Source organism: Shewanella ulleungensis (assembly GCF_014648315.1).
In the GTDB taxonomy this organism is placed as follows: domain Bacteria; phylum Pseudomonadota; class Gammaproteobacteria; order Enterobacterales; family Shewanellaceae; genus Shewanella; species Shewanella ulleungensis.
The window spans coordinates 252,077-278,703 of sequence record NZ_BMQW01000006.1; the positions used below are offsets into that span (position 1 = coordinate 252,077).

Sequence of the window (26,627 nt, forward strand, 5' to 3'; positions counted from 1 at the left end):
CAGTTTTACCGGACGCCGTAGTATCAAATATTGGGGCATATTGGCAATAAAACCGACGTGAAGACATAGCATTAACAAGTTTAATCTCTGTCTCGCAATAACAATTTGCAGTAAAAGAAAAACAATAAATATAAAGCGTCATCTTTTAGGGTGGATTAGACATTGCTAACGAGTAAAATTATGGGCTTTGAAAGGCCTGACGTAAGTTCATTGAACTTACCTAACTTGCATAAGAAGCTATTGCTTGCAAGTGTGTTTGTTGTTGGAGCTGCATTGTTATGGCCAACCCAACAAGAGTTTTCATCACAACGAATTCCAGTGGCAATTGATATAGATTCGTTATTGCCGCATATCGCACTACAAGACCAAGCCCCAGTTGTTGTCCATCAAGATACACCCATTCTAGACCGTGTAATAGAATCAGGTGATACCTTAAGCCATTTGTTTCAGCTTGCAGGTATCGACCAACGTACCATGTATAAAGTGCTTGAGGCCGATTTAGAAGTATTAGCATTAGATACATTATTACCAGGTAACCGCATCCAGTTTTGGGATAATGCCAACGGTGAGTTAGAAAAATTAGAACTGTATTTTAATCCTGCACATCAAGTCGTGTTTACCCGTTTTGAAGACGGCAGCTTTGAAGTAAAAGACATTAACATTGATGGTATTTGGCAAAATCGAATCGTCGGTGGTGAAATCAACGGCTCTTTTTATGTTTCTGCTAAAAATGCAGGCTTAAGTGCTGCCGAAATACAAAAGGTCGAATCTCTCTTAAAAGCCAAATTAAATTTTTCTCGTGAGCTTCGTGCGGGAGACACGTTTTCTGTACTCGTCAATGATCAATTTGTAGAAGGCGAACCAACGGGCGTGACTTCAATAGAAGGCATTCGAATCAATACGGGACGAAGAGATATCACGGCATTTCAAAATACTGATGGCAATTTTTACGATATTAACGGCCAAAGCTTAGCACCAGCATTCCAACGTATTCCTCTCGATCGTAAAGTGCGCTTAAGTTCGCGTTTTAATCCAACACGTAAGCATCCAATTACTGGCCGAATTCGTCCACATAATGGCACTGACTTTGCTACACCTATCGGAACTAAGGTTGTTGCTCCAGGTGAGGGCGTTGTTACTATGGTAACCAAGCATGCGTTCGCAGGTAACTATATTGTGATTGAGCATGACAACAAGGTTCGTACTCGTTACCTACATTTGTCGAAGTTTTTAGTCAAAAAAGGTCAACGTGTGACTCGCGGTCAAGTGATTGCATTATCGGGTAATACCGGTGCATCAACAGGGCCACATTTACACTACGAGTTTATTGTCAATGGTCGCCCAGTTGATGCAATGAAAGCTAATATCGCAGAAGCCAAAGTGTTGCCTAAAAAGCAATTACAGGAGTTTCAGACACTAGTGCGTAGCCGTACAATGATGATGGACTTGGGTTAATAAACTCTCAATAACTCCTCTGTTTAATAGCAGGATAAATACATCATAAAAAATGCAGCCTAATAGCTGCATTTTTTATGTGAGTTTGAGGTTGTGTTGCAATCCACTAGAGTAATCTTTAACCGCAATGTGCTTTGTTATGGGTACTGATCTTGACACAAGCCTGAACTCAATTGACGTTATTGCACTTTACACCCCGAATTTAGATCATTTAGCAAATTACTCTTTATCGACTTTGTTAGCCTTTCAATCATGGCTTGTCTGTAATCATTAAGCCTAGGCAGAAAATGACATTGTTACGCTAGCCACAAAAGACCAACGTTAGGTAAAACAATGAAGCAGAATATCGTGCATATTGCGCTAGTGGTAAAAGACTACGATGAAGCAATCGATTTTTATGTAAACAAATTAAACTTTGAACTTATCGAAGAGAAGATACTTATCAATCTGAACAAGATAAGCGATGGGTTGTTGTAGCACCACCAAACTCTCATGGTACGGCGATATTACTAGCTAAGGCGTCTAAGCCTGAACAGCAAGATTTTGTGGGTAATCAAACCGGTGGTCGTGTATTCATCTTTTTGAATACTGACGATTTTTGGCGTGATTACAAGCGGATGAAATCGATAGGTATTCACTTTGTACGTGAACCGCAAGAGCAAGACTACGGTACTGTTGCGGTGTTTGAAGATTTGTATGGCAACCTGTGGGATTTACTTCAGCTAAACCCCAATCATCCAATGGCAAAAAGGTAGGCGTTAATTGTCATTTCCTACAATCTGCAATGCTATTTATCAATTGTCATTTAACTTAACTTAACTTGCTAGTTGCTCGCTGAGTTTATTGTTTTACATTGTCCGCATCCACCTCGGTTCTTGGGTCCATTTCATATGCGGTTGGGCTAGCCATATCGGTGACGGCACGAAAACTTTCTTTTGTTGCCAGTGTTGAAGGGGCAATATGGCTGCGACGTCTTAATAATACGATAACGAAGAAAATCGCCAAACAAGAACTGGTAAAAGCATATAACCCCTTGGCGCCTAATAATCCCATAGCAACTGAAGCTATGGGGGCACCAATAGCCGACGATAATCCCAGAGTGATGAGCATAGCGCTGCTTATTTCAACAAAATCTTCAGCGGTGGCGTTGTCATTCGCATGGGCTAAGCATATTGCATATAGCGTCATACAGGTTCCTCCCCAAAAAAAGGCTGATATCGCTGCAGGCCAACCGCCAAAAGTCGTGACAATGTAAGGAAGGGTAACAAACAGTAGTGACACCAAAGCGCCACCTAATGCGGTAAACATTAAAACACTGCGTCTATCAAACCTATCAGATAACTTACCCAGCGGTACTTGAAAACATGCTCCGCCAAGCACGGTTGCAGATAAAAATGCACCGAGTTGAATGTTGTCAAAACCATTATCTTTAGCATAAATAGGGGCTAATGCCCAAAATGCACCTGTGACAAAACCAGCAACCACGGCGCCAATCAATGCAACATGAGAGTGGCGCCACACCTTTGGCATATTTAACTTAACCTGCTTTACCACTGCTGGTGCTGATGAACGTGTTAATGACACAGGTATGATGGCGATAGAGATAAAGATGGCTGCGAGACCGAATAGCATCGATTCTCGCTCACTACCTAAATTGAACAGTTGTTGACCACACATCACCATGATTAAATTGAGTGTGGTATAGATAGACAGTATTGTTCCCCTATTACTGGCTGTAGACGTGCCGTTTAACCAGCTTTCGATGATCATGTATAGACCAGAAATCATTACTCCGATCAAAAACCTTAACAACATCCAACTATAAAACTCAGGTAATAAAGGAAACACTAAGATGACCACTGAGTAGCATGTTGCTAATACCGCAAAACTTCGAATATGACCAACTCGTTTAAGCATATAGGGTGTGGCTAAACAGCCGGAAACAAATCCTAAAAAGTAGCCAGATCCGGTCAAGGCGACTTGCGTATCGCTAAAGCCTGATTCACTGGCTGCGATGGGGAGCAAGGTCAATAATAATCCATGACCAAGAATTAAAAATGCATTCGATATGAGTAATGCTGAAAGTGGGATTAACGCGTATAACATGTTACTCCAAAGGCTACTATGTCATATGCACAGGCATACGATGAGCCAATATTTGTAGTATTTAATTCAGGTTTTCTATGCGGACTTTAATCCTATGTGTTGCTATAGTTCCGCAACTCGACTATGACTAGCGTGCTAATGAGCGACTGTTGCTGTTAGATTAGCTTATCAGCATCATCAAGGTTGGAAGATTTATGCCAAGTATTGGGGTTATTTTTTTATTCAATATTATCAGGTAATTAGTTTGTGACTGTCACGATGAATTTAACTTAATAGCACCAACTCGGTAGGCATTTTATTTATGTTGCACTTATATTGAACAATATGTTCACACGCAGAATTAATCTTTTAAGAATGGAAATATAAACATTGGTTATTGAAATTGAAGCTTACAGCGGCGATATTAACCAATAGGATGGTTTTTCAAAAACTTTTTATGAGTCGTTTTATGTACAGGGAAGTGAAAGTGAGACAATTATTAATTTTATGGGTATTTTTTATATTCACTGGACCAGCTTTAGCGGGAGATAACTATAAACCACAATCAAATATTTCGTTGTTAAGGTCATTAGATGCTGGATATATGATTATTGGTACAACGCATACAAACGAGGTTAATGATCTTCAATTAGTTGATATCGAAAACTTATTTTACGAACTGAATCCCTCGTTAATCCTGCTAGAAGGCGGCTTTTGGCCAGATAGCACGAGTCAATCGGCCGCTGTTGAATGCTGTGGTGAAATGGGGTTTATACAGTTTTTAGCGAAAAAAAATAATGTCAAAGTATCAACTTGGGAAGGTGATAGTCTAAGTGAAGCTCAGTTTATCTTGGATAAATTCGATAGTGAAAGTGTGAAGATTTTTTATCTGCTAAGACAGGCTCCTCAATTATTTAACCATGCTAATCTTGCTGAGGCGACGGAGAAAATGAAGTCATTATTGGGAGAGTCTGGTTTTCCTGCTCAAGAGTATCAAATCCTTTCGAAGCCACATTCAATTGAACAGCTAAACAGTATGTTATCGGCAATGGTTGGTAAAACGATTTCATGGAATGAGTTTACTACGGCTGATATTTTCGATGCTCAACTTAACACTGTCGAGTTCTCTAAGTTCCAAGCAATTAAAGACCGTGTAAATGAGTTTAGAGATCTTAACGCTGTGACAAAGCTTAAAACGGCACTTGCGAATAAAGAAAGAGTGATTTTCATTGGTGGACAACTGCATTTTGTTCCGGTTATGAATGCGATTATCAAACCATAATGGCAGTTAGAGCTACTGCTTATTAAGGTGAGATAGTCATGAAGTAACCATTATGAAGTTGTTGGTTTACAGATGTCTACCTAACCTTAATCTTACAAAAAACAATTAATTTGAGGAAGTGATGGATCTCAATCAAGTGACATTACCTGTGTCGAATATGGATAAGGCGGTGGCGTTTTATCAAGTTTTGGGGTTTACCTTAATCGTTGATACGCCACATTACGCACGCTTTGAATGCCTGATAGGGCAGAGTACCTTTTCGTTATCACTAGAGCCTGAACCGACGATGAATGGCGTGGTGATTTACTTCGAACATGCAGAGTTAGATTGCTGGGTAAGTGACTTGCAAGCAAAAGGGATTGAGTTTGCTCAGCTACCAAAAGATGAAAGGTATTTATGGCGTGAAGCAGTATTGTTTGACCCCAGTGGTAATAAGCTCAAACTCTACTGGGCGGGGGATAATCGTTTAAATCCACCTTGGCGAGTAAAGTCTTGAGTTAATTTTTCGACAACTCAGCTTCGTTTTAGGGTTCAGTGTAAATGAAGAATTAAGTTGTGATTATTCAAAAGAAGCTTAAGCGTAGGGAGATTGGCCTGCTTCTTCGGCGACCAGCCATACTCGCATATCAAACTCATACTGGTGATAGTCAGGCAGCATAAAAGTGCATAATTGATAGAAGGCTTTATTGTGGTCTTTTTCACGCAGATGAGCGAGTTCATGCACCACCACCATTTGTAACAGTTCGAATGGAATATATTTTAAGCGTGATGAGATACGGATTTCATTTTTAGCTTTAACTTTACTGCCTTGGCGTCGATTGACATAAGAATGTAACCCAAGTGCATGGTGGCTTACGTTAATTTTTTCGTCAAAAATCACTTTGGCTAATGGATCTGATTGACGCATATAGGTGTTTTTTAACTCTATCGCCATATCATATAAAGCTTTGTCAGTACGGATATCGTGCACGCGCGGGTAGCGACTTAAAAAGTGAGCACCTAATGCGTTGCTATCAACAAGCTGACCAATTTGCGAGACAACTTCTGGTCGGTAACCGCTTAAATATCGTAAAGCACTTTGCTCACTTTGACGCTGTTTAATGTCGGCGCTGGTAATGAGCTTACTCATATCTGTTTTGGGCTTTAATGCCTGACTTGCCGATTTAAGTGGCATTTTGGGCGGGGCTTGACGGCTTTTGGGTTTATTGTCTGGCATGGGGGCAACTTGGGAGGCAATTAAATGTGAGTGGTAATGTAGATGATTAAGGCGTTACTAACTATTGCAGTAACGCCATAATGTGGCGGTTTACGCTTTACCAAAAATAATGCGGTTATGCTGAACATAAGCCACATCAAACGCATTTTGTTGAACACGTTTTAAATCAAGTGATTCAAAATCAACTTGTGGCGGATTACGTTTTAACTGCTCTTTAATGGCAACCGGTGAAATAAGACTAACTGGCAGGTCAGTGATTTGAATGGCCGCCTCAAGTTTAAAGCTAGTGGCGCTGCCTGCTAACTTTCCTTTTTGTTCACGCTCAATAATCACAATTTGATCGACTCGGTAATCTTCCATCAGCTTGTGAAAAGCAAAGTGAAACTCACGGATAGATTCTGTTTCGTTTGAGTTTGATACGCTAAATGATATTTTACGGCATGCTGGCACGTTGTAGGTTTCACCTTCGTAGGTCAGCATACTGATAATGGCTTCGCCACCTTTTAATTCTACACCACAAATTTTCATGTTAATCCTTACTGTTTGTTACTGCACATCAGCTTTACGCTGATGTGTCGTTGTGCTTTGAGTTACGCAATTAATAATGCACAACCCTTTGTAATATTTGCTTAAAAGATGTTACTTAGTCTTCTGAGCTGTTGTCTTCTTCAATAATTTGAATGGGTTTTGCTTTACGGCGCATTGGCGCATCACCTACGTCAACTCCAGTAATAAAGCGTTTATCACGCTTAGGAGCCGCTTTGGCTTTTTTAGGCGCTTTAGCAGAATTACTTGCAGCGGTACGCAGTGGCGCACTACTTGTTTTGCCTGCTGTTGGTTTATCTTTAAGGCCGGTAAATTTAGCCTTCATGCCTTCGATAACTGTTGGCTCAAAGTTTTTTCGTAAAAATAGTTGAACTTTTTTAAAGCTGTCCCAATCTTTTGGGCCAACAAATGAAATGGCGTCACCTTTAGCACCAGCACGACCAGTGCGTCCAATGCGGTGGACGTATTCTTCAGCAAATTTTGGCATGTCAAAGTTAATCACTAATGACACGTTAACTAAATCGAGACCGCGTGACGCTACGTCAGTAGTGACCAATATTTGTGATTGACCACGAGCAAACTGATCCATAATTTGATTACGTGCAGATTGCTTTAAGTCACCGCTCAATGCCGACGTTGCAAAACCTTGTGCAGCTAATAGCGTGGCTAAACGGTCGGTGTCGGAGCGCGTTGCAGTAAACACAATCACTTGCTTGTGCTGTTCTTGTTTAAGAATATGCTGCAGCAATGCTTGTTTATGGTCTAAATGATCCACCAAAATAATGCGCTGTTCAATATCTTTATGCTCAGAATAAGACTCACCTATGGCTACATGGCTAGGTGATTTAAGCAGGGTTGCAGCAATTTCGTTAATGCTGTCGTGATCTAATGTGGCTGAGAACATAAGCGTTTGGCGACGCTTATGATCGGCGGCATCGTTAATGGCTTTTAACTGTGGCGCAAAGCCTAAGTCGAGCATGCGGTCAGCTTCATCAAGTACCAGTAGCTCAAGCCCATTTAAAAATAGGTGACGTTGTTGTAAGTGATCGGCAATGCGACCAGGTGTAGCGACAATAAAGTGAGGGTCGCGAGCTAATGCTTTAGCTTGGTCGTTAAAGTTTTCACCACCGAGTACGCTAATCGCTTTATATTGAGTATTGGCCACTAATAAACGCAGTTGGCCATATACTTGTTGAGCTAATTCGCGAGTTGGCAATAATACCAATACACGTGGATCCTTTTTAGACAAGGCGCGAGTCGAGATAACGCGTTGCATAGCGGGTAATAAAAACGCTAAGGTTTTACCTGAACCCGTTTTAGACGAGGCCATTAAATCTTTACCAGATAAGGCAATGGGCAGTGCTTGCGCTTGAACATCGGTAGGCGTGGTAATGCCAAGGTGTTTTAAACTGTCAAGCAGGCGCTTGTCCAATTGAAAATCGGTAAATTGCAAAGGTAAATCCCCTAAAAAATGATAGCCACGGATTATAGCGGTTTCACTGTGCTATAGCCAACAAGAGTCGCTTTCGTTATGCTATTTTTTGACATCACTCATTTATGCTGAAACGTTAATTGTGAACATTATTGATTGATAACGTCTGAATAAATACCTCGCTTGAAAGGATTAAAGATGACAAAGCTGACTGTAGGATTAGCATTAGGCAGCGGCGCCGCAAAAGGGTGGGCGCATATTGGGGTCTTAAAAGGGTTAGCCTCATTAGACATTTATCCAGATAAAATTGCCGGTTGCTCAGTGGGAGCATTAGTGGGCGCGGCATATGCAAATGAGCATCTCGCCGAACTAGAAACCTGGGTAAGCGGTTTCTCTAGCTGGGATGTGCTCGGATTAATGGATTTAGGTTGGCGCAAAGGCGGCTTAATTAGCGGCGAAAAAGTGTTTGATGTTTTAGCTGGTCGTATTGGCAATCTCAACATCGAACAGCTCAAGCGTCCTTTTGCCGCAGTGGCGACAGATTTATATTCAGGCCAAGAGATATGGTTTAAAGAAGGAGACTTACGCCATGCCGTGCGAGCATCGTGCTCCATGCCTGGTTTTTTACCACCAGTACAGCAAGATAACCGTTGGTTAGTTGACGGTGCTGTGGTTAATCCTGTACCTGTATCGTTATGCAGAGCAATGGGCGTTGATATCGTTATTGCGGTTGATTTAAATGGTCATCGCCGCGGCCATATGCACATGTTGCCAGAGCAATTAAAGAGTCGTGAGCCGAAAAAGTCTCAGCCTATTGATGAGAAGCGCCAATTAGAGTCTGGTTTTATGGACTTATGGGGCAAAGGTAAAGATTACATGAGTGGCTTGACCGATAAGTTTTCGCTTGGAGGAGGCAAGTCTCATCCAGGTATGATAGCGGTGATGTCACAATCGATGGATATTTTAGAGCAACGGCATAAACGTTCTCGTTTAATGGGCGAGCCGCCTGATATTTGTATCGTACCTGAAGTGTTTGATATTGGAACGATGGAGTTCCATCGCGCTAAAGAAGCCATTAAAGCGGGTGAGGATGCTGTACACGATATTGCTCATTTACTTAAAGCAACTTTAGCAGGACATTGATTTCCTATCGTAGGCCACGGTTATAGATGTGGCCTACATCTCGCCAACTTCGTGTTTATTTATAGCGCTTAAATGCAGCATTACTGTTATACCTATCAGTCTGCTTTCTTATGATCTGGATCAAAGAAGCTTATCCCAATATAGCGCCTAATACACAGCATATAGTGTTTATTAATACTGCTGCGCCGATATATGGTGTTTGTTGCAGCATCTTAAAAAGGTGAATTGTATGCTTGTTGTGGTGAAAAGGGACGGATGCCGTACTGCGTTTGACGCGAGTCGTATTAAAGATGCGGTAGTCGCTGCAATGGATTCTGCGGGGCAAGCAGATCACCAATATGCACTTGAACTGGCACAAACAGTTAAGCTGCAAATGGCTGATAAAGATCAGGTGGACATTCACGAATTACAAGATGCTGTTGAAGTATTGTTGATGTCGGGTCCATTCAAATCTGTGGCTCGTCATTATATTGAATACCGCCATGACCGCGACAAACACCGTGAAGCTCAAAGTAAGCTAAATTGTGCTATTCGGGGTTTAGTTGAGCAGTCGGATAGTGCAATTTTAAACGAAAATGCCAATAAAGACGCCAAGGTTATTCCGACTCAACGTGACTTGTTAGCCGGTATTGTGGCTAAACATTATGCTAAAACCCATTTGTTACCAAAAGATGTGGTCACTGCCCATGAAAAAGGCGAAATTCATTATCACGATTTAGATTACGCGCCGTTTTTCCCGATGTTTAATTGCATGCTCATTGATTTAGCTGGCATGCTGACACACGGTTTTAAAATGGGTAATGCTGAAATTGACACACCTAAATCGATTTCTACCGCGACTGCAGTAACAGCGCAAATTATTGCCCAAGTGGCGAGCCATATTTATGGCGGTACCACGATCAATCGTATTGATGAAGTGTTAGCTGAATTTGTGCAAAAGAGTTATCAAAAACACCTTGCTGTGGCTAAAAAGTGGCAGGTAGCCGATGAAGAAGGCTTTGCTATGACGCAAACAGAGAAAGAATGTCACGATGCCTTTCAGTCTTTAGAATATGAAGTGAATACCTTACATACCGCTAATGGCCAAACACCCTTTGTGACTTTTGGTTTTGGGCTAGGTACCTCGTGGGAATCGCGGTTAATTCAACAATCGATGCTTACCGTGCGCATGGCCGGTTTGGGAAAAAACCGTAAAACAGCAGTATTCCCTAAATTGGTGTTTGCGATTAAAGATGGCGTTAACCACAAAGCAACAGATATTAATTACGACATTAAAAAAATGGCGCTAACGTGTTCAAGCATGCGCATGTATCCCGATATTTTAAATTATGATCAAGTGGTTAAAGTCACTGGCTCATTTAAAACCCCAATGGGTTGCCGCTCATTTTTGGGCGCCTATGAAGAAAATGGTCAACTAGTGCATGAAGGGCGTAATAATCTAGGCGTAGTGAGTTTAAACTTACCGCGAATCGCCTTAGAAGCGGGTAATGATGAACAACGTTTTTATCAACTACTTGAAAAACGCTTATTAATCGCCCGTAAAGCGCTCGATACTCGCATTGCTCGTTTAGAAGGCGTTAAAGCCCGTGTTGCGCCGATACTTTATATGGAAGGTGCATGTGGTGTTCGCTTAAAAGCGGATGATGATGTGAGCGAAATCTTTAAAAATGGTCGCGCGTCAATTTCATTAGGCTTTATTGGTTTGCATGAAACCATTAATGCTATATATGGTCATGACAAGCATGTGTTTGACGATGCAGCACTTCGCGATAAAGCGGTGGCTATTATCAGTCGCTTAAAGCAAGCTACTGAATCTTGGAAACAAGAAACCGGTTATGGCTTTAGTTTATATAGCACCCCAAGCGAGAATTTATGCAGTCGTTTTTGTCAACTTGATACTGCTCAGTTTGGTGTGGTTGCTGGCGTGACTGACAAAGGGTATTACACCAATAGCTTCCACTTAGATGTAGAGAAAAAAGTTAATCCATTCGATAAGATTGATTTTGAACAACCTTATCCAGCAATCGCTAATGGCGGTTTTATTTGCTACGGCGAATATCCGAATATGCAACATAATATCGAAGCATTAGAAAACGTGTGGGATTACAGTTACAGCAGAGTGCCTTATTACGGCACTAACACCCCGATTGACGAGTGCTACGATTGCGGCTTTATTGGTGAGTTTAATTGTACCAGTAAAGGTTTTGTATGTCCTAAATGTGGCAATCATGAGCCTAGTCGTGTGTCGGTGACTCGCCGTGTATGTGGCTATTTAGGCAGTCCAGATGCAAGACCATTTAACTTTGGTAAACAAGAAGAAGTTAAACGCAGAGTGAAACATTTGTAATGCATTACAGTGCTTACCACAGTGTTGATGTTATCAACGGCGAGGGCACCCGCTGTACATTATTTGTTAGTGGGTGTGATCATGCATGTAAAGGGTGTTATAACCAGAGCACCTGGAGGCCTGATGCCGGTCATTTATATATTCAAGCGCTTGAAGATCAAATTATTGCAGACTTAAATGATGACCGCATAAAACGCCGAGGTTTAACATTAAGCGGTGGCGATCCTCTGCATCCTGTTAATGTTGAAACCATACTTCATTTAGTTAAACGGGTTAGGCGAGAATGCCCAGATAAAGATATTTGGTTGTGGAGTGGTTATCAGCTTGCAGAATTGAGCGAGGCGCAACAAGCGGTAATAGCATTGATTGATGTGTTGATCGACGGTAAGTTTGAGCAAGACAAAGCTGATCCCGCGCTATTATGGCGCGGAAGCAGTAACCAGATAGTTCATCGTTTTACTTAGCTTTAGTTCCACTTAGTTATAAATTAACCGAGGTAACAGCTCAGCCCTGCGTTATCCCAAGCAACTTGCGATAACGCCTAGTGCGTTGTTTGGTTTTAAATTGATCGACCAGTAAGCTCCATGCTGGTGAATCGTCAGTTAAGACGCATGTCCCTGGCTCATGCGTCTTAACTGACGTTTAATGATGGCCATAGTTGCTAATCCCGCCAAAGGTTTACTTTGCCAGTCTACTCTGGGTAACTGTGGAGTAAAGTCGGGCTGACTTTCCCATAGGTTTGTCAATGAAGGGTAAAATGCCAGTGCACTGGCAATACCACATAATTCAAAGCCTGCATCGAGCACTTGCTCGGCAACGGCTTTACGCCTAATGCCTCCAGTTAACATTAATGGAATGGGCGTTCGACTCACCAATTGTTCTGTCAACGTTAAAAAGTATGCTTCACGGGCTAGGGTGCGCTCATCGGCGCTTCGGCCTTGCATTGCTGGTGCTTCATAACTGCCGCCAGATAACTCAACCATATCGATATTATAGTGTGCCAATAGGTTAATGACTTTCTCGGCATCATCAATATCAAAACCACCACGTTGAAAGTCAGCTGAATTAAGCTTAACCGCGACATCAAATTTATCTCCACAACGCTGCTTAACTTGTTTTACTATTTCAAGTAATAATGCAGCGCGATTTTCAAGACTTCCGCCCCATTCATCGCTGCGCTTATTAGTGAGCGGCGATAAGAATTGAGCCAACAAATAACCGTGTGCTGCATGGATTTGGACGCCATCAAAGCCTGCTTGTTGAGCCAAACTCGCAGTGGTCACAAAGCGAGTCATCACATCTGCTATATCTTCATTTGTCATGGCTTTAGGCTGTGAAAACATTGATGAATGCTTGCCTAAATCTAATGCTATCGCCGATGGTGCAAGGTTTTTACCGCCCATGGCTTTAAATACTTGTCTGCCAGGGTGGTTGATTTGCATCCACACTCGGGCTTGTTTTTGCTTAGCAATGTTGGCCCACTGTGTAAAAGGAGCTAAATCACTATCGACCTGTAATACCACGCCGCCAGGACCTGTCATAGCATAACGGTCCACCATCACATTACCGGTTATCATTAAACCCACACCACCTTTTGCCCATGCATCGTAAAGTGCAAATAAAGCCGCATCTGGTTGTTGTTTTGCATTGGCGAGGTTTTCTTCCATGGCTGCCTTGGCAATGCGATTAGGGATAATGCCACCGTTAGGCAGGGTATATGAGCTAAACAAATTGTTGGGCATTGAATGCTGTCCTTAAAAGAAGGTGGATGAGTTTATCCCTCTTTAATAATTAATGTCCGTTATCATAAAGTAATACCGCCCAAACAAAAACACTGCCAAACACGATAACGTGCAGGCAGTGTTTTGAGTTGTTTTAATTAAATACGGTAGGTTACCGTTAACTTAGCATTACGTTCTTCGCCTGGTAAACCGCCTAAGAACATGGCTTTTTCGTAGTATGACTTGTTAAGTAAGTTATTAATATTGAGCTGTATTTTATAACGTTCCACATCATAGCTGATGGCTGTGTCAAATATGGTGTAACTAGGCACATAACCGTCTGGAATACCAAAAGAGCTTGAGTTGGTACTGCGCTCACCAACATATTCTGCCCCTAAGCTCACCGACACTGGCGCAGGTAAATTAAGCTCTGCGGCATAAGTCACCCAAGCACTTGCGGTAAGGTATGGCACGCCTTTTTGGTGCTGACCATAATCAGTACTATTAGGATTTTGATTGTCGCGAGCATCTTGGTATACGCCATTAACATTCACTTTCCACTGTTCATTTAAATTGGCGTTTAAGTCTAACTCGACACCTTTGGTGTCTTCACTACCGTCGTAAAAATACGGGTCTATTGTGGATGTTACCGCACTGCTGTCATAGTCAGGGTTACTGTAGGCAATATTAGTCCGAGATGATTTAAAAAAGACTAATGAGGCTAATAGTTGATCATCAAACGCTTTGAAACGAACACCTAGGTCGTTACTGACTGATTCTGAGTCTTCACGGTCGGCTTCATTGCCTGTGACATCACCTAACACGCTATAAGCGGTACGACCTTTGGAGTGGTTAACGAAAATAGAGACATCGTCCGTTGGCATATACGTTAAGCCAAGGTTGAAAGTAATCCCATTATCTGTTGTGTCCGCTTCTGGTTGAGGCTCAGCTAAGCTTGAGCTATAACGAGAATCAACACCCAGATGTTCATAGGTTTGCTTAATTTCATTAAACGCCACTCCAATGCGACTGGTAAAGCCTGCACCAAGGTATCCGACATGTTGTACACCCAAGCCCCATGCTGTGACGGTTTTATTATAATTACTGGTCAGTAATGGATCGTAATCTTCAAAATCACCTTCGGCCCAGTTTGGGTTACGAATATCGTAAATGTATGGCAGGGTACCTTGATAAGATACATCGCCATTGCTGTCTTTCAATACGTAATCGGCGTCCCAAATCGAGTATTGTTTAAAGCGAATGGTGCGGTCTTCAAAGTTAGCATTGACCAATAATTCGTTTTCGATATTGCCGATGTCAAAGTCGTAACGTAAGTCTGCAAAGTATTGCCAAGATTGTTCATCTGCTGAGACTTTACGATACTCCTGACGACGAGCGGCATAAGGATATAACACTTCATCCTCAACCAGTGGTGCGCGTGGGTTTTGGTTAATGATGCCATTTCGTTCCCAATACACATAATTATACGCGCCTGTTTGGCGAGCAAAACTGGTTTCATAATTACGATATTGCAATTGTTGGTTTAAAAACAGGTTATCTGTTAAGTAAATATTGTGGGTCAGTTTGAAGCGAAGTTCTTCACCTTCGTTATCTTTAGCCATAGGCGAAATTAACCCATTGTGGCCAAAGTCATAAGGTGTTTGGCCATCAGATGCGCTCAGCGAATTAGCCAGTTGTTGGCGTTGTTCATCGGTGAGTTGTACACCATTGCTGGTGGGATCATTAACCAAATCTTGCCAACTTACTTGGTCTGCCGTTTTGCCATCGACTGAAGCCGCATTATAAATACGGATAGGATGGCCAATGGAATCAACAGGAATGGAGTCGTTTATATAAGCTGTCGATAGCATTAGATTTTGGTTGTCGTTTAACACAAACTTTAACGAGCCGTAAACTTCATCGCGGTCGGTCCCGAGGTCACGATATCCGTCACTGCGGGCACTTTTAGCCACCACACGATAGGCGACATCGTCAGTAACAGCACCTGTGCTATCGGCCATAAATGAGTAGGTGTCCCATTGACCGACTTCGGCTTCCATAACATGCTTACTTTCAAACTCTGGCTTCTTTTCAATTAAATTCATTACGCCGCCAGCGCTTCCCATTCCGTATAAACCGGTAGCTGGGCCTTTTAGCACTTCGACAGAACTGACGTTAGTGAGTGAGCGGGTCGGGTTAAAAGTATTGCCTAATCCTGCGCCGCCATACATGCCGTCATAGGTGTAGTTTGCACCTAGGCCTCGAATGACAAGGTTGTCACCAATACCGTAGTTGTTTCCTGCTTGGGTAACACCACTGATGTTACGAATTAAGTCTTGCATGTTGCTGACGCCTTGCGCATCGATTAATGCTTCGTCAACAATCACTACCGCAGCAGGGGTTTCCATCAGCGACATATCTGATTTGGTAGCAAGGCCTGAATTCATTACCACTTGGTTTTGGCGACCGTATACGGTAATGCGCTCATAATCAGTTGATGATGCTTGGGTCGCTAGTTTTTGCTCTGTTGCTGTTGAATCTTGAGCGTATACAGGAAACAAAACACTTTGGCATGCAAGAGCAAGTAGGGATAATCGTAGTGATGTCATAATGGATACCTTGAATGATTTTATGCGAATGATAATGATTATCATAAAGATTGCAATGAGGTTTATATTTAAATGTGATTAAAATGTTCACGATAGCGGTTGAGTGCACAATGTTTATTCGTTTTGGTTGTAGAATAAGCGCTAGGTAAACAAAAAGGAGGTTTCAGGGTGTTGGTATGATTCAAAATCATTGCCTAACATTACATTCCAGAGGTATAAAGTTGTTGGCTGACTCATATATGCCGTGTTTGGTTGTCGCATATTAGGTGGGTTTGGGTATATAATCTGCGTCCGAAAAGGTGTTGTGAGGTATACAACTGAGTAGCCTATTCAATAACACACCAAAGTATTTAAGGTAACCAAATGAATTTAAAGCAAGAACTGCAAACATTAAATGATAAGTTAGACAAGTTTCGTCGCAAATTAGCCGCGGCTGAACAACGTGGTGATGCCACGGTTATCATGCAGTTTAAGAAAGAGATCGCCACTGTAACTAAACGTATTGCAAGCACTAAAGGCCAGCAAACACGTGAGTTAAGTAAAGAAGGTTCGGCATTAAAAACGCTTGGCTTTAAGCGTGCATTAACTAAAGCTGAACAAGCTGATATGGGCAAATTGAATAAGTCTGTTAAAGGTTTGGTTGTTGTGCATCCGTTAACGGCATTAGGCCGCGAAATGGGCATTAAAGAAGTGACTGGTTTTGCTCCTGCTAAGTTTTAATATTTTCTTTTACAGTTAGTTGTCGTAAGGTTAATTCATGTCGATAAAATATATCGCAACATCTAAATTACCCACTCCTTGGGGTGTTTTTGACATGCACGGTTTTGAAGAAATCGCGACAGGTAAAGAACACGTTGCGTTGACATTTGGTCAACTTGATCCCACACAAGCTATGCTAGGCCGTATTCATTCAGAATGCCTAACTGGTGATGCATTATTCAGTTTACGTTGTGATTGTGGGTTTCAATTGCAGGCCGCGATGCAGAGTATTGCAGAAAAAGGTCAAGGTTTTTTGCTGTACCTTCGTCAAGAAGGTCGTGGTATTGGTTTATTGAATAAAATTCGTGCTTACGAATTACAAGATGCCGGAGCCAATACTGTAGAAGCAAATGAGCGTTTAGGCTTTGAAGCGGATATGCGTAAATACGATATGATTTTACCTATGCTAAAACAAATTGGTGTAGAGAAAGTCAACCTGATGACCAATAACCCACGTAAAGTGATGGCGATGCAAAATGCAGGGATTGAAGTCTCTGAGCGTATTCCACTGCAAGTGGGCAAAAATCGGTATAATGAATCATATTTAAAGACCAAATCAACTGAACTTGGTCATATGATGTCTGAATACCATTTTAACAACGAATAAGCAGATCGAATAATAACGATATGGTGATAAATCAAAGGCGACATCATAGTCTTGTGGGTTTATCATCGTGTCGTTTTTTACGTTTAACTTTGCTTGTTTTACTCATTTTACCTTCCATCTTTACAAACCATTATGCTGTCGCTGAAGAGATTACCTCTGAACCTGATGCCTCACACTACGCTTTTGCTAATTATTTAGGCAGCGGTATTTATCGCACCTCTGGCCAAAGTGCTGCTGTGGTAAATATTCCATTAGGCTTTGATCTTGAAGAGTCAGACGAGCACCTTTTAAAATTACGCTTAACGGCATCATTGGGTTTTTTTGACTACTCTTTTAATGACTTACCTGGCGGCAGTTTTCCTAAAAGCGTTGGTACACTAACTCTTACCCCTGGCATAGAATATCATTGGCTGGTGGACGACCAATTGACGTTAGAATCATATGTGGATTTGGGATACGGCCATAATTTTTCTACCCATAGTCATGTCGGCATTTACTCTACTGGTTTGTCTAGTTTGTATCGTTTCGGCTCTGCTGCTTATAGCCCTGTTTGGGTTAATCGTCTTTACTACGCGGGCTATAAGAGTAATCAAAACGACAGTACTGAGGGGTATTCTGTACTAAAAACCGGTGTCGATTTTGCTTTGAATTACGATTGGCAATGGGATGATATCCGGGTAGAACCCAGATTGTTTGTCGCAGGGCACTGGTATTTTAACCAACTAAAGTTTGTCTCGCCTGTCGGTAAAAATGTTTTAACGTCATATACTTATGAAGTTGGTTCAACCTTGGCTTTTTCTAAACCCATTAATTTTTCGGCTATTGGCTTAGACAGTGTTGAAATTGATCATATAGGGTTAAGTTATCAAGTCGGCGGAGGCTTAAAAGTATGGCGTTTGATTTTTGAATTTCCTTTGTAGACTGTTTTTTTACTGCCATGTGAGTTAAACAAGCCGCACTTAAACAGCAAAATATCAATAATATAAACCTAAAAGATAAAAAAGTGCTGAATATTCAGCACTTTTTTTGTTTATAGATTATCCGTTGCCCCAAATGTCGGCATTAATGGGCTTACCCGGTGTATCAGTTTGTTCGCTGGTTTTGGCTTTAACAGCTTGAGGCTTTTTAGTTGCAGCATGTTGAGGCTTAGGCGCGGGTCTGCGAGAGTCATCTTTGGGGGGCGGTAAAGGTAACTTGTTTGCTTTAAGATACAAGTATTCAACTTTGTCACGTGCCCACTGTGTTTTACGTAAAAATTTTAAGCTCGATTTTACACTCGGATTGTCTTTAAAACATTGGATATTGATTCTTGAACCGAGTTCTTCCCAACCGTATTTTTCAACCAGTTCGGTAACAATAGTTTCTAGCTTTATGCCGTGAAGTGGGTTGTTTACTTGTGTCATGGACCGTACGAGCTAATTAAATTTGCCAATATTATACCCACATTATTATCAAAGATATATCAATGCAAAAACGGCAGCCTTGGCTGCCGTTTTATGATGAAGTGAATATTATTGTTCGTTTGCTAAACTGATGCTGTCTTCATCATCTGAATCAATATCACCTTTACCTTTGGTCTTAATGATAATCAGAGCCGCAATAATTGCTGTGGTTACCATACCTGCCACAGTTGATACTGTCATCGGTAAGCCAGCACCTAAAGTAGATGAATTAAGCATGAAGCTAATTACCACACAGGTCATAAACATCGCCGGAACTGTGCAAATCCAGTGGAACTTATTATGACGTAGCAAATATGCCGCTGCGGTCCAAAGCATTAATACTGCGGTGGTTTGGTTAGCGACACCAAAGTATCGCCAAATAATACCGAAGTCGACTTGAGTTAATATTGCACCGATGGCAAACAAGGGTAGCGCTAGCAAGAGGCGTTTAGGCAGTGCCACTTGTTTGATGTTAAAGAACTCAGCCAAGATTAAGCGAGCGGAGCGAAACGCGGTATCACCTGAGGTAATAGGTAGTACAATAACCCCAAGGATTGCTAAGAAGCCACCAAATGCGCCAAGTAACCCGTTTGATGCTTCATACACTACGTTGGCTGGGTTGCCCGCCATACCAGCATTAAGGCCTTCAACACCACCAAAGAATGACAATGCAATAGCACACCAAATCAGTGCGATAACACCTTCACCAATCATGGCGCCAAAAAACACAAAGCGACCGTTTTCTTCGTTTTCAACACAACGTGCCATTAATGGTGACTGTGTTGCATGGAACCCTGATACGGCACCACAAGCGATGGTGATGAAGAGTGCAGGCCATAATGGCATGTCATTAGGATTAAGGTTGGTAAAGAAGTCACCTATTTCAAAACCAGGTAACATCGTGTGTTCAGTTGATAGCATTAATGCGATGGTTAAGCCAAGAGACATAAAGACTAATAGCGCGCCAAAGAAAGGGTAAAAACGACCGATAATTTTATCGATTGGTACAATGGTAGCAATAAGGTAGTAGAAGAAAATAATGCCAACAAATATGGCAACATCAAAACCGGTTAATTTGCTAAGTAAACCTGCTGGAGCAGAGATAAATACCACACCGACGAGCAGTAATAAGATAATCGCAAACAGATTCATAAAGTGTTTAGCGCTTTTACCTAAATACTTACCCGCTAGGTTAGGCACTGATTGGCCGTTATTACGAACCGACAACATGCCTGAAAAGTAATCGTGCACTGCACCTGCAAAAATACAACCAAATACAATCCATAACATTGCTGCGGGGCCATATAACGCACCTAAAATGGGGCCGAAAATTGGGCCCACACCCGCAATGTTCAATAATTGAATTAAATAGACCTTACCTTTAGACATGGGCACGAAATCGACGCCATCAGTCTGAGTAAAAGCAGGTGTTTGTCGTTGAGTGTTAATGCCGAATACCTTTTCGACAAAAGCCCCGTAAATAAAATACCCACCAATGAGTAAACCAACGCAGAGTAGAAACCAAGTCATTTTATATCTCCCCATAAATATAGTAATGCAACTTTAAGGCATTTCTGTGTTTAATAGGGGTCAAACTCGGTAACGGGTTCAATTAGCTGGTTAAGTGGTAAATAAGGCAGTTGAAGTGTTTTACCCTTGGCAAAACGTGCTTAATGTCACGCATTAAAAGACTATTGAAAGCCTAATAATTGCTTTAGTTCTTTAAGATAGCGGCGCGAAACGGGCACTTTAGCACCGCTGTGAGTGGTGACATCTGCCCCAGTGTCGGTTATTTCTATTTCAGATATTGCATCAGGTGAGATGAGATATTGCTTATGGCAGCGAAATAACGCGGTTTTTTCTTCGAGCACTTTGAGTGTTAAGTGTGTATGACTAAAGCCATTACGACAATGAACATGGATACCGCCCACATCACTGACGATAAACTCCACATCAGCTGTTGTAATCACTTTAAGCTTACTGCCGCTGTAGCAGGGTAAATGTGCTAATTGTTTAGGTAAAATTGGTGCTAAAAGTTGAGGTGCTATATTGGTTCTAACTTTATCTAAAGTTTGATTAAAGCGGTTTTCATCTATGGGTTTCAATAAATAATCAAAAGCATTATTGTCAAATGCCTTTACTGCATATTCGTCAAAGGCGGTGATAAATACTGCCCGAGGCATCTGTTCTGGGTTCAGCATAGCAATTAATTCCATTCCATTTATCCGTGGCATTTGGATATCAACAAATATCAGGTCAGGTTTTAATCGATTAATGTGCTGTAACGCTTCTATCGCATTACCACATTGAGCCAGTACTTCAATGTCTGCGTGTTTTTCCAGAAGGTCTGCCACTTCTTGGCGGGCAAAAGGCTCATCGTCAATAATTAAACAGCGGATCATAAGGTTGCCTCTTCAAGCGGAATGCGCACACTGACACAGGTAAACTCATCAGCTTGGCTATGTACCTCGATACCGTAGTGTTCTCCAAAGAGGTTTTGCAAGCGCTTATGTACTAGGTTCATGCCTAGTCCTTCGGTGTTTATTGAGGGTTGGTATAGGCCTGCGTTGTCGGTAACACTGAGCAATAAGTCATTGCCTTCAACTTTAGCGTTTACTTTAATTACACCTTCGTCAAGCATTAATGATGTGCCATGTTTTACCGCATTCTCGATCAATGGTTGCAAAGTAAATGCGGGCATTTTGTGATGATGATAAATAGTCGGTATGGTGATGCTGACATTAAGCTTGTCGATAAATCGTGCATGCTCAATGGCCAGATAAGCATCGATATGTTCTAGCTCATCGCCTAAGGTGACTAGGCCTGTGGTACGGGTGAGGTTGATTCGTAAGAATTGCGATAACTGTTTAATCAACTTTTTTGCCATGGGCGGGTCGCGACTAATAATCGCACCAATGGTATTTAAGGCATTAAATAAAAAGTGTGGGTTAACCTGAGCGTGGAGTAATTTAATTTCGGCTTGCATTAATAAGCTTTTTTGTTGTTCAAAGCGGCCATATAAAATTTGGTTTGAGAGTAGCCGTGCAATACCTTCACCTAGAGTGCGATTGATATTTAAAAATAACTTATTTTTTGGCTCATACAATTTAATGGTGCCGACGACTTCGTCGTTACTGCGCAGTGGTATCACTAAACTTGAGCCAAGATTACAATGATTTGATATCGAGCAGGCATAAGTGGTGTCCACACCATCGGCAAACATGACTTTGTTTTGAGCAATGGCATCTAAGGTGATTTGGGAGGATATCGGTGTATTGGGCAGATGATGGTCGGCGCCAATCCCAATAAAAGCCAATAATTTATGACAATCGGTAATCGCAACCGCACCAACGCGAGTCTCTTCAATAATAATTTTCGCTACTTTTTGGCTCGACTCTTCATTAAACCCTTTCGATAAAATGCCAACACTGCGTTCAGCAATTTTCAGCGCATTAGTTGAAAAGCTCGAAGATAACTTGTCGAACATGGCCTTTTGGTCACGAACGATACTCATAAACATTGCAGCACCAAGTGAATTAATGAGTAACATTGGTGGCGCAATAACATAAACTAAGGCCCAAGCTTGATCAAAAGGTTTGGCGAATAATAAAATCAAACTCATTTGCATCAGCTCAGCACAAAATGTGAGCATAAAAACTTTAGACGGTGTGTATACCGACTCAGATTGACCTGCCTTTTTAAGATAGTAACTGACTAAACCTGCAGATAGACCTTCAAGGGTTGTCGAGATCGCGCAGGCAATATCGGTAAACCCGCCCATTGAATAACGATGTAACCCACCGGTTAGACCAACAAAAAATCCGGTCACAGGGCCACCTAATAATCCGCCGAGTACCGCTCCCATAGCACGAGTATTTGCAATCGCACCGGTAGTTTGTTCTCCGAAATAGGTCGCCATAATACAAAAAAGTGAGAATACAACATAGATAAAAACTTTGTGCGGCAGGCGCTTTGAACCTTCTGCAAAGAATTTAAACAACGGTGTTTTGCTTACAAGGTAGACAATAACTAGGTATACGCACATTTGTTGCGTGAGTAATAAAATCAATGACATGGCTTCTCACAAATTAGTGATATTAGATAGATATTGCATACCCAATTAGAGTTGCGGAGTTGAATCTGAATCTAAATTAGAATGCGTGAATAATAGTAAGGGAAATGAAGTGCTGTTAACGTGACGACTTACTCAATATGGTTAATTGATCGTTGTCATGTTGCTGATAAAACTCATCTATCAGGACTCTGAGGATTTTAGACTTGGCCACTTTGGTGGTTTTAGCTATTTCATCAAGTTGTGAAATGCTTTTTTCAGTAAGAGTAAATGTCGCATGACGGTAGATTTTAGTGCTCTTTTTATCGAGCCCTTTGAGAAACTGAGCCGTAGTTTGGCTCGGTGCAGTTTGCCCAGCAGTTTTACCTAATGCATAGTTATTTGCATCTTCAATAAAGTCATCCACAGACACCTTTTTGCGGGTGTCTTTGGTTTTTTTACGTTTGAGATCAGTTAAACTCATAACGATTTTCTGGTGGTATAGCAAAAAGCTCATCAGCAATGGCGCGAATTTCATCGGCAGCTTTACCATCGGGTTCGATTTCGAGAACAGACGAGCCACTTTCTTCGCTATCGTCGTAAAGATTTCGGCTAAAGGTGACCGAATCTAGCGCTCGTAATCCAAATGATTGCACGACTTCTTTGGCTTCTAGAATACGCTTGCCTTGTGATGGTAGTGCAGGGCATTGAGTAATCACAATAGCAGCGACCATTTTGGGGTTAACCATTTTACAGGTGCTAAGCATGTCTTCCATGTGAGGTAATGTTTTTAAATCACGACGTTTGGGTCTTAATGGAATAACAACATAAGTGGCAACTGACATAGCGGCACGCATAGCGAGGTTATCTTGGCCGCCACAATCGACAATAACATAGTCAAAGCGTTCATCAAGACTCAACAAGTCATTACGAATTTTACCATAAAGTTGAATACAATTAATCGCTTTTAAGCTCGGGTCATTGTTGCGAGCTTGGATCCAGTCTGATGTGGTGCGCTGGGGATCACAATCTACCATCAACACATTGGCATCGAATTTTTGGGTTATATATACCGCAAGGTTTTGCGCTAAACAGCTTTTTCCGCTGCCACCTTTTTCTCCACCAACGAGCAATATCATGTTTCGTTCCTCTATGCTTAACGTTGTGTCACGCCGCAAATGGGTGATTCGGTTTATCTATTGAGTATAGAGCAGCCCATTCAGACTGCATGGAATATTCAATGATTTAAATTAATTGCAGTGCAATGTGGAAACTCTGCGCTGAGCATTGCGAACAACGACACACCTGGCCTTTAATGGTATTTTGCTTAGTTGTGTTTTCGTTGAAGGTAATCGCGATAAGATCGCCGAGTTTAAAAGCTGTTTTAAAATCTAACAATATGCCTTTACGAGCTAAATCGATGCATACCCCATAGTCTTGGCAAGACTCTCCCTGGGCGTTTATCCAATCTAAACGTACCCGTTCAGCTTCCATATCAACTCTGAGTGAACTACGTTTTTCATCAAATCCTGTTGGCTCTTGGCCCATACTGTCGCTCCTTGAAAATCAAAACACTGAATTAATGGGGGTGTATTGTTACTATTAGCTTTATTGTTAGCACAATTACTTTGTTAAGCAAGCGCTAACACGGAGTTAAGACTGAGATCTTTTAATTTATTAGCTACTAATTATCGTAATCCTGGTTTTTAGGGTAGGGCATTTTTAACTGACCCCATCGGATAACAATAACAGTACACGCCAATACTATGGTGGATACTGATATGGCTAAAATACGCCAGTCTTCCATCGCCTTCATATCTAAGATGAGGTAACGCGCTAACGCTACGATAGCAATATATAACGGCATTCGAATTGGCAGCTTTCCCGATTCGATATAGTTAACCACCATCGCAAGTACTTCGAGGTAAATAAACAGCAAGAGTAAGTCTGCTAATTCAACGGTGCGAATAGCGATCATGTGGAGGATTTCTTCGCCGATGGCAAATAAAGTCGCTAGAGCAATTATAAATAAGACTAAGTGTTCAATGCTCTTTAAGGATTTAATGCTTAAGTCTTTAGCTTTATGTAATGGCATAGTTGTTATTCTGTAAGCAAATGAAGCTGCATTATCGACGAGTTTCGATAATTTGCCCAGTGATCCGGTTCAACTTTAGCAAATTCAAAGACAAAAAAACCGCTAATAGCGATAAATGCCAATAGCGGTTTTTAATAGTGTCTTGTCGAGGGAGATAAGCTTAGCGCTTTAATCCTTCGTTTAGTAACGGACGCATGGTTTTGACTAATTGTGTAGTTACTTTAGGGCTACCAGCAACAATGTTACCAGATGTCATGTAATTGTGAGCACCCATAAAGTCAGTGACAGTACCACCTGCTTCACGGCAAATTAAGTCGCCAGCAGCGATGTCCCATGGTTTTAGGCCAATTTCAAAGAAACCATCTAAACGGCCAGCAGCTACGTATGCTAGATCGAGTGCAGCAGAACCAGTACGACGTAAGTCAGCACACAGCGGGAAGACTTCTGCTAAAATAGCCATGTAGGTGTCAGTGTGTTGGCGAGCCTTGAAAGGAAAACCAGTACCAATCATGGTATTGCTTAGGTCGTTAACATTGGTCACACGTAAACGGAAATCGTTTAGCTTAGCGCCTTTACCGCGCACGGCAGAGAAGAGTTCTTCGCGAACAGGATCATAAATAACGGCAACTTCAATTTTGCCTTTATATTGAACTGCGATAGAAACTGCAAAATGAGGAATACCACGAACGAAGTTGTTAGTGCCATCCAAAGGATCAACTATCCAAACGTAATCTTTGTTGTCGCCACGGTTTTCACCGTCCTCTTCGCCCACGATAGTGTGATCTGGGTAAGATTTACGAATTTGATAAGTAATAGTTGCTTCTGCTTCCTTGTCTACACTAGTCACAAAATCATTAATACCTTTACTACTAACCTCAACACGGTCAAGTTCAGTATAGGCGCGCATAATAGTTTGGCCCGCAGCGCGTGCAGCGCGCGTGGCAATAGTCAGCATCGGATGCATTGCAATCCCCTGGATGTTAAAGAACGAGTAAAATAGCGCCCGCATTATACTTAATTTAGAGATTATATCAAATGCAGATTTTCATATAACGTAATAAACAACGACTGTGTTAATATATGGGCAATATTTTTTGTCAAAAGAAAGTCGTTCATGCTCAGTAATATTCGTGTTGTTTTAGTTGGAACATCCCACCCTGGTAACATTGGCTCTACCGCCAGAGCGATGAAAACCATGGGTTTATCTAATTTATATCTTGCAGAGCCGCGTACCGAACCTGATGGTCAATCTATTGCGCTTGCTGCTGGTGCATCTGATATCTTAAAAAATCTCACTACGGTCGACTCCTTACAAGAAGCGATTGCCGATTGCAGTTTAGTGATAGCAACCAGTGCGCGTAGCCGCACATTAGATTGGCCGATGCTAGACCCACGCGAAGCGGGTCAAAAACTGACTCAAGAAAGTCTTACTGGCCCTGTAGCTATTGTATTTGGCCGTGAGAATCACGGGCTGAGTAATGAGGAGTTGCAGCAATGTACTTATCATGTGGCTATTCCTGCAAATCCAGAATACAGCTCGTTAAATTTAGCTCAAGCTGTTCAAATCATTTGTTATGAAACTCGCGTTGCACATTTGGCGCAAACTGAAGCAGCGCCAGAAACAGAAGCGTATCCATTAACGGTTGAGTTAGAAAGATTCTTTGTGCATTTAGAGTCAACATTATCTAAAACGGGTTTTGTGATCAAAAATCACCCTGGTCAAGTAATGACAAAGTTACGTCGCTTGTACACTCGCGCGCGTATTGAAGCCCCTGAGATGAATATTCTTCGTGGCATTTTGACTTCCATTGACAAGAAAATGGATAAATAAGATTAA

24 protein-coding genes and 2 pseudogenes are annotated in these 26,627 nt (G+C 41.7%); 11 read left to right on the plus strand and 15 right to left on the minus strand.

Annotated features, from left to right (window positions below; all coding sequences use genetic code 11):
* Nucleotides 1-180 precede the first annotated feature (180 nt).
* Entirely contained in the window at nucleotides 181-1,455 is a 1,275-nt protein-coding gene (locus tag IEY40_RS13230) for a peptidoglycan DD-metalloendopeptidase family protein (protein WP_188956916.1), read from the plus strand.
* 333 nt (nucleotides 1,456-1,788) lie between these two features.
* Nucleotides 1,789-2,210: pseudogene (locus tag IEY40_RS13235) on the plus strand (VOC family protein).
* Nucleotides 2,211-2,295: 85 nt separating this feature from the next.
* Here the strand turns inward: IEY40_RS13235 and IEY40_RS13240 are convergent.
* Nucleotides 2,296-3,561 carry an MFS transporter gene (locus IEY40_RS13240; RefSeq protein WP_188956918.1) on the minus strand — a complete coding sequence of 422 codons (1,266 nt, stop codon included), beginning with the start codon at nucleotides 3,559-3,561 and terminating at the stop codon, nucleotides 2,296-2,298.
* 382 nt (nucleotides 3,562-3,943) lie between these two features.
* On the opposite strand from IEY40_RS13240, the gene IEY40_RS13245 reads away from it, so the two are divergent.
* Together IEY40_RS13245 and IEY40_RS13250 are read left to right on the plus strand one after the other, a co-directional pair.
* Complete coding sequence (locus IEY40_RS13245) at nucleotides 3,944-4,822, plus strand: hypothetical protein (RefSeq protein WP_188956920.1); 879 nt, start codon at nucleotides 3,944-3,946, stop codon at nucleotides 4,820-4,822.
* Between the two features lie 121 nt (nucleotides 4,823-4,943).
* The gene (locus tag IEY40_RS13250) at nucleotides 4,944-5,318 is read left to right on the plus strand and encodes a VOC family protein (RefSeq protein WP_188956923.1); all 375 of its coding nucleotides are present in this window, start codon (nucleotides 4,944-4,946) and stop codon (nucleotides 5,316-5,318) included.
* 78 nt (nucleotides 5,319-5,396) lie between these two features.
* Here the strand turns inward: IEY40_RS13250 and IEY40_RS13255 are convergent, their stop codons facing one another.
* The 3 genes from IEY40_RS13255 to IEY40_RS13265 form a co-directional block, all read right to left on the minus strand.
* Complete coding sequence (locus IEY40_RS13255; protein WP_229777112.1) at nucleotides 5,397-5,951, minus strand: M48 metallopeptidase family protein; 555 nt, start codon at nucleotides 5,949-5,951, stop codon at nucleotides 5,397-5,399.
* A 177-nt stretch (nucleotides 5,952-6,128) separates the two neighbouring features.
* Nucleotides 6,129-6,566, minus strand: a complete 438-nt coding sequence (locus tag IEY40_RS13260) for a DUF3010 family protein (RefSeq protein WP_188956925.1) — start codon at nucleotides 6,564-6,566, stop codon at nucleotides 6,129-6,131.
* Nucleotides 6,567-6,681: 115 nt separating this feature from the next.
* On the minus strand, nucleotides 6,682-8,037 hold the full coding sequence (locus IEY40_RS13265) for a DEAD/DEAH box helicase (protein ID WP_188956927.1): 1,356 nt from the start codon (nucleotides 8,035-8,037) through the stop codon (nucleotides 6,682-6,684).
* A 177-nt stretch (nucleotides 8,038-8,214) separates the two neighbouring features.
* On the opposite strand from IEY40_RS13265, the gene rssA reads away from it, so the two are divergent.
* The 3 genes from rssA to nrdG all read left to right on the plus strand — a co-directional run bounded on the left by rssA (nucleotide 8,215) and on the right by nrdG (nucleotide 11,970).
* On the plus strand, nucleotides 8,215-9,159 hold the full coding sequence (gene rssA / locus IEY40_RS13270) for a patatin-like phospholipase RssA (protein WP_188956929.1): 945 nt from the start codon (nucleotides 8,215-8,217) through the stop codon (nucleotides 9,157-9,159).
* A gap of 229 nt (nucleotides 9,160-9,388) precedes the next feature.
* A complete protein-coding gene (gene nrdD, locus IEY40_RS13275) occupies nucleotides 9,389-11,506 on the plus strand; it encodes an anaerobic ribonucleoside-triphosphate reductase (RefSeq protein WP_188956931.1) in 2,118 nt (705 codons plus the stop codon).
* A complete protein-coding gene (nrdG, locus tag IEY40_RS13280) occupies nucleotides 11,506-11,970 on the plus strand; it encodes an anaerobic ribonucleoside-triphosphate reductase-activating protein (protein WP_188956932.1) in 465 nt (154 codons plus the stop codon). The genes nrdD and nrdG overlap by 1 nt, the downstream gene beginning before the upstream one ends.
* A 40-nt stretch (nucleotides 11,971-12,010) precedes the next feature.
* Here the strand turns inward: nrdG and IEY40_RS13285 are convergent.
* Together IEY40_RS13285 and IEY40_RS13290 are read right to left on the minus strand one after the other, a co-directional pair.
* Nucleotides 12,011-13,248: pseudogene (locus IEY40_RS13285) on the minus strand (NADH:flavin oxidoreductase/NADH oxidase family protein).
* A 137-nt stretch (nucleotides 13,249-13,385) separates the two neighbouring features.
* The gene (locus IEY40_RS13290) at nucleotides 13,386-15,836 is read right to left on the minus strand and encodes a TonB-dependent receptor (protein ID WP_188956934.1); all 2,451 of its coding nucleotides are present in this window, start codon (nucleotides 15,834-15,836) and stop codon (nucleotides 13,386-13,388) included.
* A gap of 363 nt (nucleotides 15,837-16,199) precedes the next feature.
* Between IEY40_RS13290 and IEY40_RS13295 the strand changes: the two genes are divergently transcribed.
* From IEY40_RS13295 to IEY40_RS13305, 3 genes are read left to right on the plus strand one after another with little or no spacing between them, the layout of a single operon-like run.
* A complete protein-coding gene (locus IEY40_RS13295) occupies nucleotides 16,200-16,556 on the plus strand; it encodes a YibL family ribosome-associated protein (RefSeq protein WP_188956936.1) in 357 nt (118 codons plus the stop codon).
* Between the two features lie 37 nt (nucleotides 16,557-16,593).
* Nucleotides 16,594-17,202: a GTP cyclohydrolase II gene (gene ribA / locus IEY40_RS13300; protein ID WP_188956938.1), complete on the plus strand. Its 609-nt coding sequence runs from the start codon at nucleotides 16,594-16,596 to the stop codon at nucleotides 17,200-17,202.
* 53 nt (nucleotides 17,203-17,255) lie between these two features.
* Nucleotides 17,256-18,122, plus strand: a complete 867-nt coding sequence (locus IEY40_RS13305; protein ID WP_229777105.1) for a hypothetical protein — start codon at nucleotides 17,256-17,258, stop codon at nucleotides 18,120-18,122.
* A 117-nt stretch (nucleotides 18,123-18,239) separates the two neighbouring features.
* On the opposite strand, the gene IEY40_RS13310 is transcribed toward IEY40_RS13305, so the two are convergent.
* The 9 genes from IEY40_RS13310 to suhB form a co-directional block, all read right to left on the minus strand.
* Complete coding sequence (locus IEY40_RS13310) at nucleotides 18,240-18,605, minus strand: VF530 family protein (RefSeq protein WP_188956942.1); 366 nt, start codon at nucleotides 18,603-18,605, stop codon at nucleotides 18,240-18,242.
* Nucleotides 18,606-18,713: 108 nt separating this feature from the next.
* Nucleotides 18,714-20,174, minus strand: coding sequence for a carbon starvation CstA family protein (locus IEY40_RS13315; RefSeq protein WP_188956944.1), 1,461 nt, complete (start codon nucleotides 20,172-20,174; stop codon nucleotides 18,714-18,716).
* Between the two features lie 161 nt (nucleotides 20,175-20,335).
* Nucleotides 20,336-21,046, minus strand: a complete 711-nt coding sequence (btsR, locus tag IEY40_RS13320; protein WP_188956946.1) for a two-component system response regulator BtsR — start codon at nucleotides 21,044-21,046, stop codon at nucleotides 20,336-20,338.
* Entirely contained in the window at nucleotides 21,043-22,719 is a 1,677-nt protein-coding gene (locus tag IEY40_RS13325; RefSeq protein ID WP_188956948.1) for a sensor histidine kinase, read from the minus strand. Before IEY40_RS13325 ends, btsR begins: the two co-directional genes overlap by 4 nt.
* A gap of 115 nt (nucleotides 22,720-22,834) precedes the next feature.
* Nucleotides 22,835-23,179, minus strand: coding sequence for a replication protein RepA (locus tag IEY40_RS13330; protein WP_188956950.1), 345 nt, complete (start codon nucleotides 23,177-23,179; stop codon nucleotides 22,835-22,837).
* Nucleotides 23,166-23,834, minus strand: a complete 669-nt coding sequence (locus IEY40_RS13335; RefSeq protein WP_188956952.1) for an AAA family ATPase — start codon at nucleotides 23,832-23,834, stop codon at nucleotides 23,166-23,168. Before IEY40_RS13335 ends, IEY40_RS13330 begins: the two co-directional genes overlap by 14 nt.
* 106 nt (nucleotides 23,835-23,940) lie before the next feature.
* Nucleotides 23,941-24,243: a PilZ domain-containing protein gene (locus tag IEY40_RS13340; RefSeq protein ID WP_188956954.1), complete on the minus strand. Its 303-nt coding sequence runs from the start codon at nucleotides 24,241-24,243 to the stop codon at nucleotides 23,941-23,943.
* A 136-nt stretch (nucleotides 24,244-24,379) separates the two neighbouring features.
* On the minus strand, nucleotides 24,380-24,790 hold the full coding sequence (locus tag IEY40_RS13345; RefSeq protein WP_188956956.1) for a phosphate-starvation-inducible protein PsiE: 411 nt from the start codon (nucleotides 24,788-24,790) through the stop codon (nucleotides 24,380-24,382).
* Between the two features lie 160 nt (nucleotides 24,791-24,950).
* Entirely contained in the window at nucleotides 24,951-25,754 is an 804-nt protein-coding gene (suhB, locus tag IEY40_RS13350; protein ID WP_188956958.1) for an inositol-1-monophosphatase, read from the minus strand.
* Between the two features lie 150 nt (nucleotides 25,755-25,904).
* On the opposite strand from suhB, the gene trmJ reads away from it, so the two are divergent.
* Entirely contained in the window at nucleotides 25,905-26,621 is a 717-nt protein-coding gene (gene trmJ, locus IEY40_RS13355) for a tRNA (cytosine(32)/uridine(32)-2'-O)-methyltransferase TrmJ (protein WP_188956959.1), read from the plus strand.
* The last annotated feature ends 6 nt before the right edge of the window (nucleotides 26,622-26,627 follow it).

What these genes read in the sequence shown, in the direction of transcription:
- nrdG (WP_188956932.1), top strand. Translation starts at nt 11,506, where the DNA reads ATGCATTACAGTGCTTACCACAGTGTTGATGTTATCAACGGCGAGGGC.
- IEY40_RS13295 (WP_188956936.1), top strand. Translation starts at nt 16,200, where the DNA reads ATGAATTTAAAGCAAGAACTGCAAACATTAAATGATAAGTTAGACAAG.
- IEY40_RS13335 (WP_188956952.1), bottom strand. Translation starts at nt 23,834, where the DNA reads ATGATATTGCTCGTTGGTGGAGAAAAAGGTGGCAGCGGAAAAAGCTGT.
- IEY40_RS13290 (WP_188956934.1), bottom strand. Translation starts at nt 15,836, where the DNA reads ATGACATCACTACGATTATCCCTACTTGCTCTTGCATGCCAAAGTGTT.
- IEY40_RS13345 (WP_188956956.1), bottom strand. Translation starts at nt 24,790, where the DNA reads ATGCCATTACATAAAGCTAAAGACTTAAGCATTAAATCCTTAAAGAGC.
- IEY40_RS13330 (WP_188956950.1), bottom strand. Translation starts at nt 23,179, where the DNA reads ATGAGTTTAACTGATCTCAAACGTAAAAAAACCAAAGACACCCGCAAA.
- ribA (WP_188956938.1), top strand. Translation starts at nt 16,594, where the DNA reads ATGTCGATAAAATATATCGCAACATCTAAATTACCCACTCCTTGGGGT.
- nrdD (WP_188956931.1), top strand. Translation starts at nt 9,389, where the DNA reads ATGCTTGTTGTGGTGAAAAGGGACGGATGCCGTACTGCGTTTGACGCG.
- IEY40_RS13310 (WP_188956942.1), bottom strand. Translation starts at nt 18,605, where the DNA reads ATGACACAAGTAAACAACCCACTTCACGGCATAAAGCTAGAAACTATT.
- IEY40_RS13325 (WP_188956948.1), bottom strand. Translation starts at nt 22,719, where the DNA reads ATGTCATTGATTTTATTACTCACGCAACAAATGTGCGTATACCTAGTT.
- IEY40_RS13255 (WP_229777112.1), bottom strand. Translation starts at nt 5,951, where the DNA reads ATGAGTAAGCTCATTACCAGCGCCGACATTAAACAGCGTCAAAGTGAG.
- IEY40_RS13260 (WP_188956925.1), bottom strand. Translation starts at nt 6,566, where the DNA reads ATGAAAATTTGTGGTGTAGAATTAAAAGGTGGCGAAGCCATTATCAGT.
- trmJ (WP_188956959.1), top strand. Translation starts at nt 25,905, where the DNA reads ATGCTCAGTAATATTCGTGTTGTTTTAGTTGGAACATCCCACCCTGGT.
- suhB (WP_188956958.1), bottom strand. Translation starts at nt 25,754, where the DNA reads ATGCATCCGATGCTGACTATTGCCACGCGCGCTGCACGCGCTGCGGGC.
- IEY40_RS13230 (WP_188956916.1), top strand. Translation starts at nt 181, where the DNA reads ATGGGCTTTGAAAGGCCTGACGTAAGTTCATTGAACTTACCTAACTTG.
- IEY40_RS13250 (WP_188956923.1), top strand. Translation starts at nt 4,944, where the DNA reads ATGGATCTCAATCAAGTGACATTACCTGTGTCGAATATGGATAAGGCG.
- IEY40_RS13315 (WP_188956944.1), bottom strand. Translation starts at nt 20,174, where the DNA reads ATGACTTGGTTTCTACTCTGCGTTGGTTTACTCATTGGTGGGTATTTT.
- btsR (WP_188956946.1), bottom strand. Translation starts at nt 21,046, where the DNA reads ATGATCCGCTGTTTAATTATTGACGATGAGCCTTTTGCCCGCCAAGAA.
- IEY40_RS13240 (WP_188956918.1), bottom strand. Translation starts at nt 3,561, where the DNA reads ATGTTATACGCGTTAATCCCACTTTCAGCATTACTCATATCGAATGCA.
- IEY40_RS13340 (WP_188956954.1), bottom strand. Translation starts at nt 24,243, where the DNA reads ATGGGCCAAGAGCCAACAGGATTTGATGAAAAACGTAGTTCACTCAGA.
- rssA (WP_188956929.1), top strand. Translation starts at nt 8,215, where the DNA reads ATGACAAAGCTGACTGTAGGATTAGCATTAGGCAGCGGCGCCGCAAAA.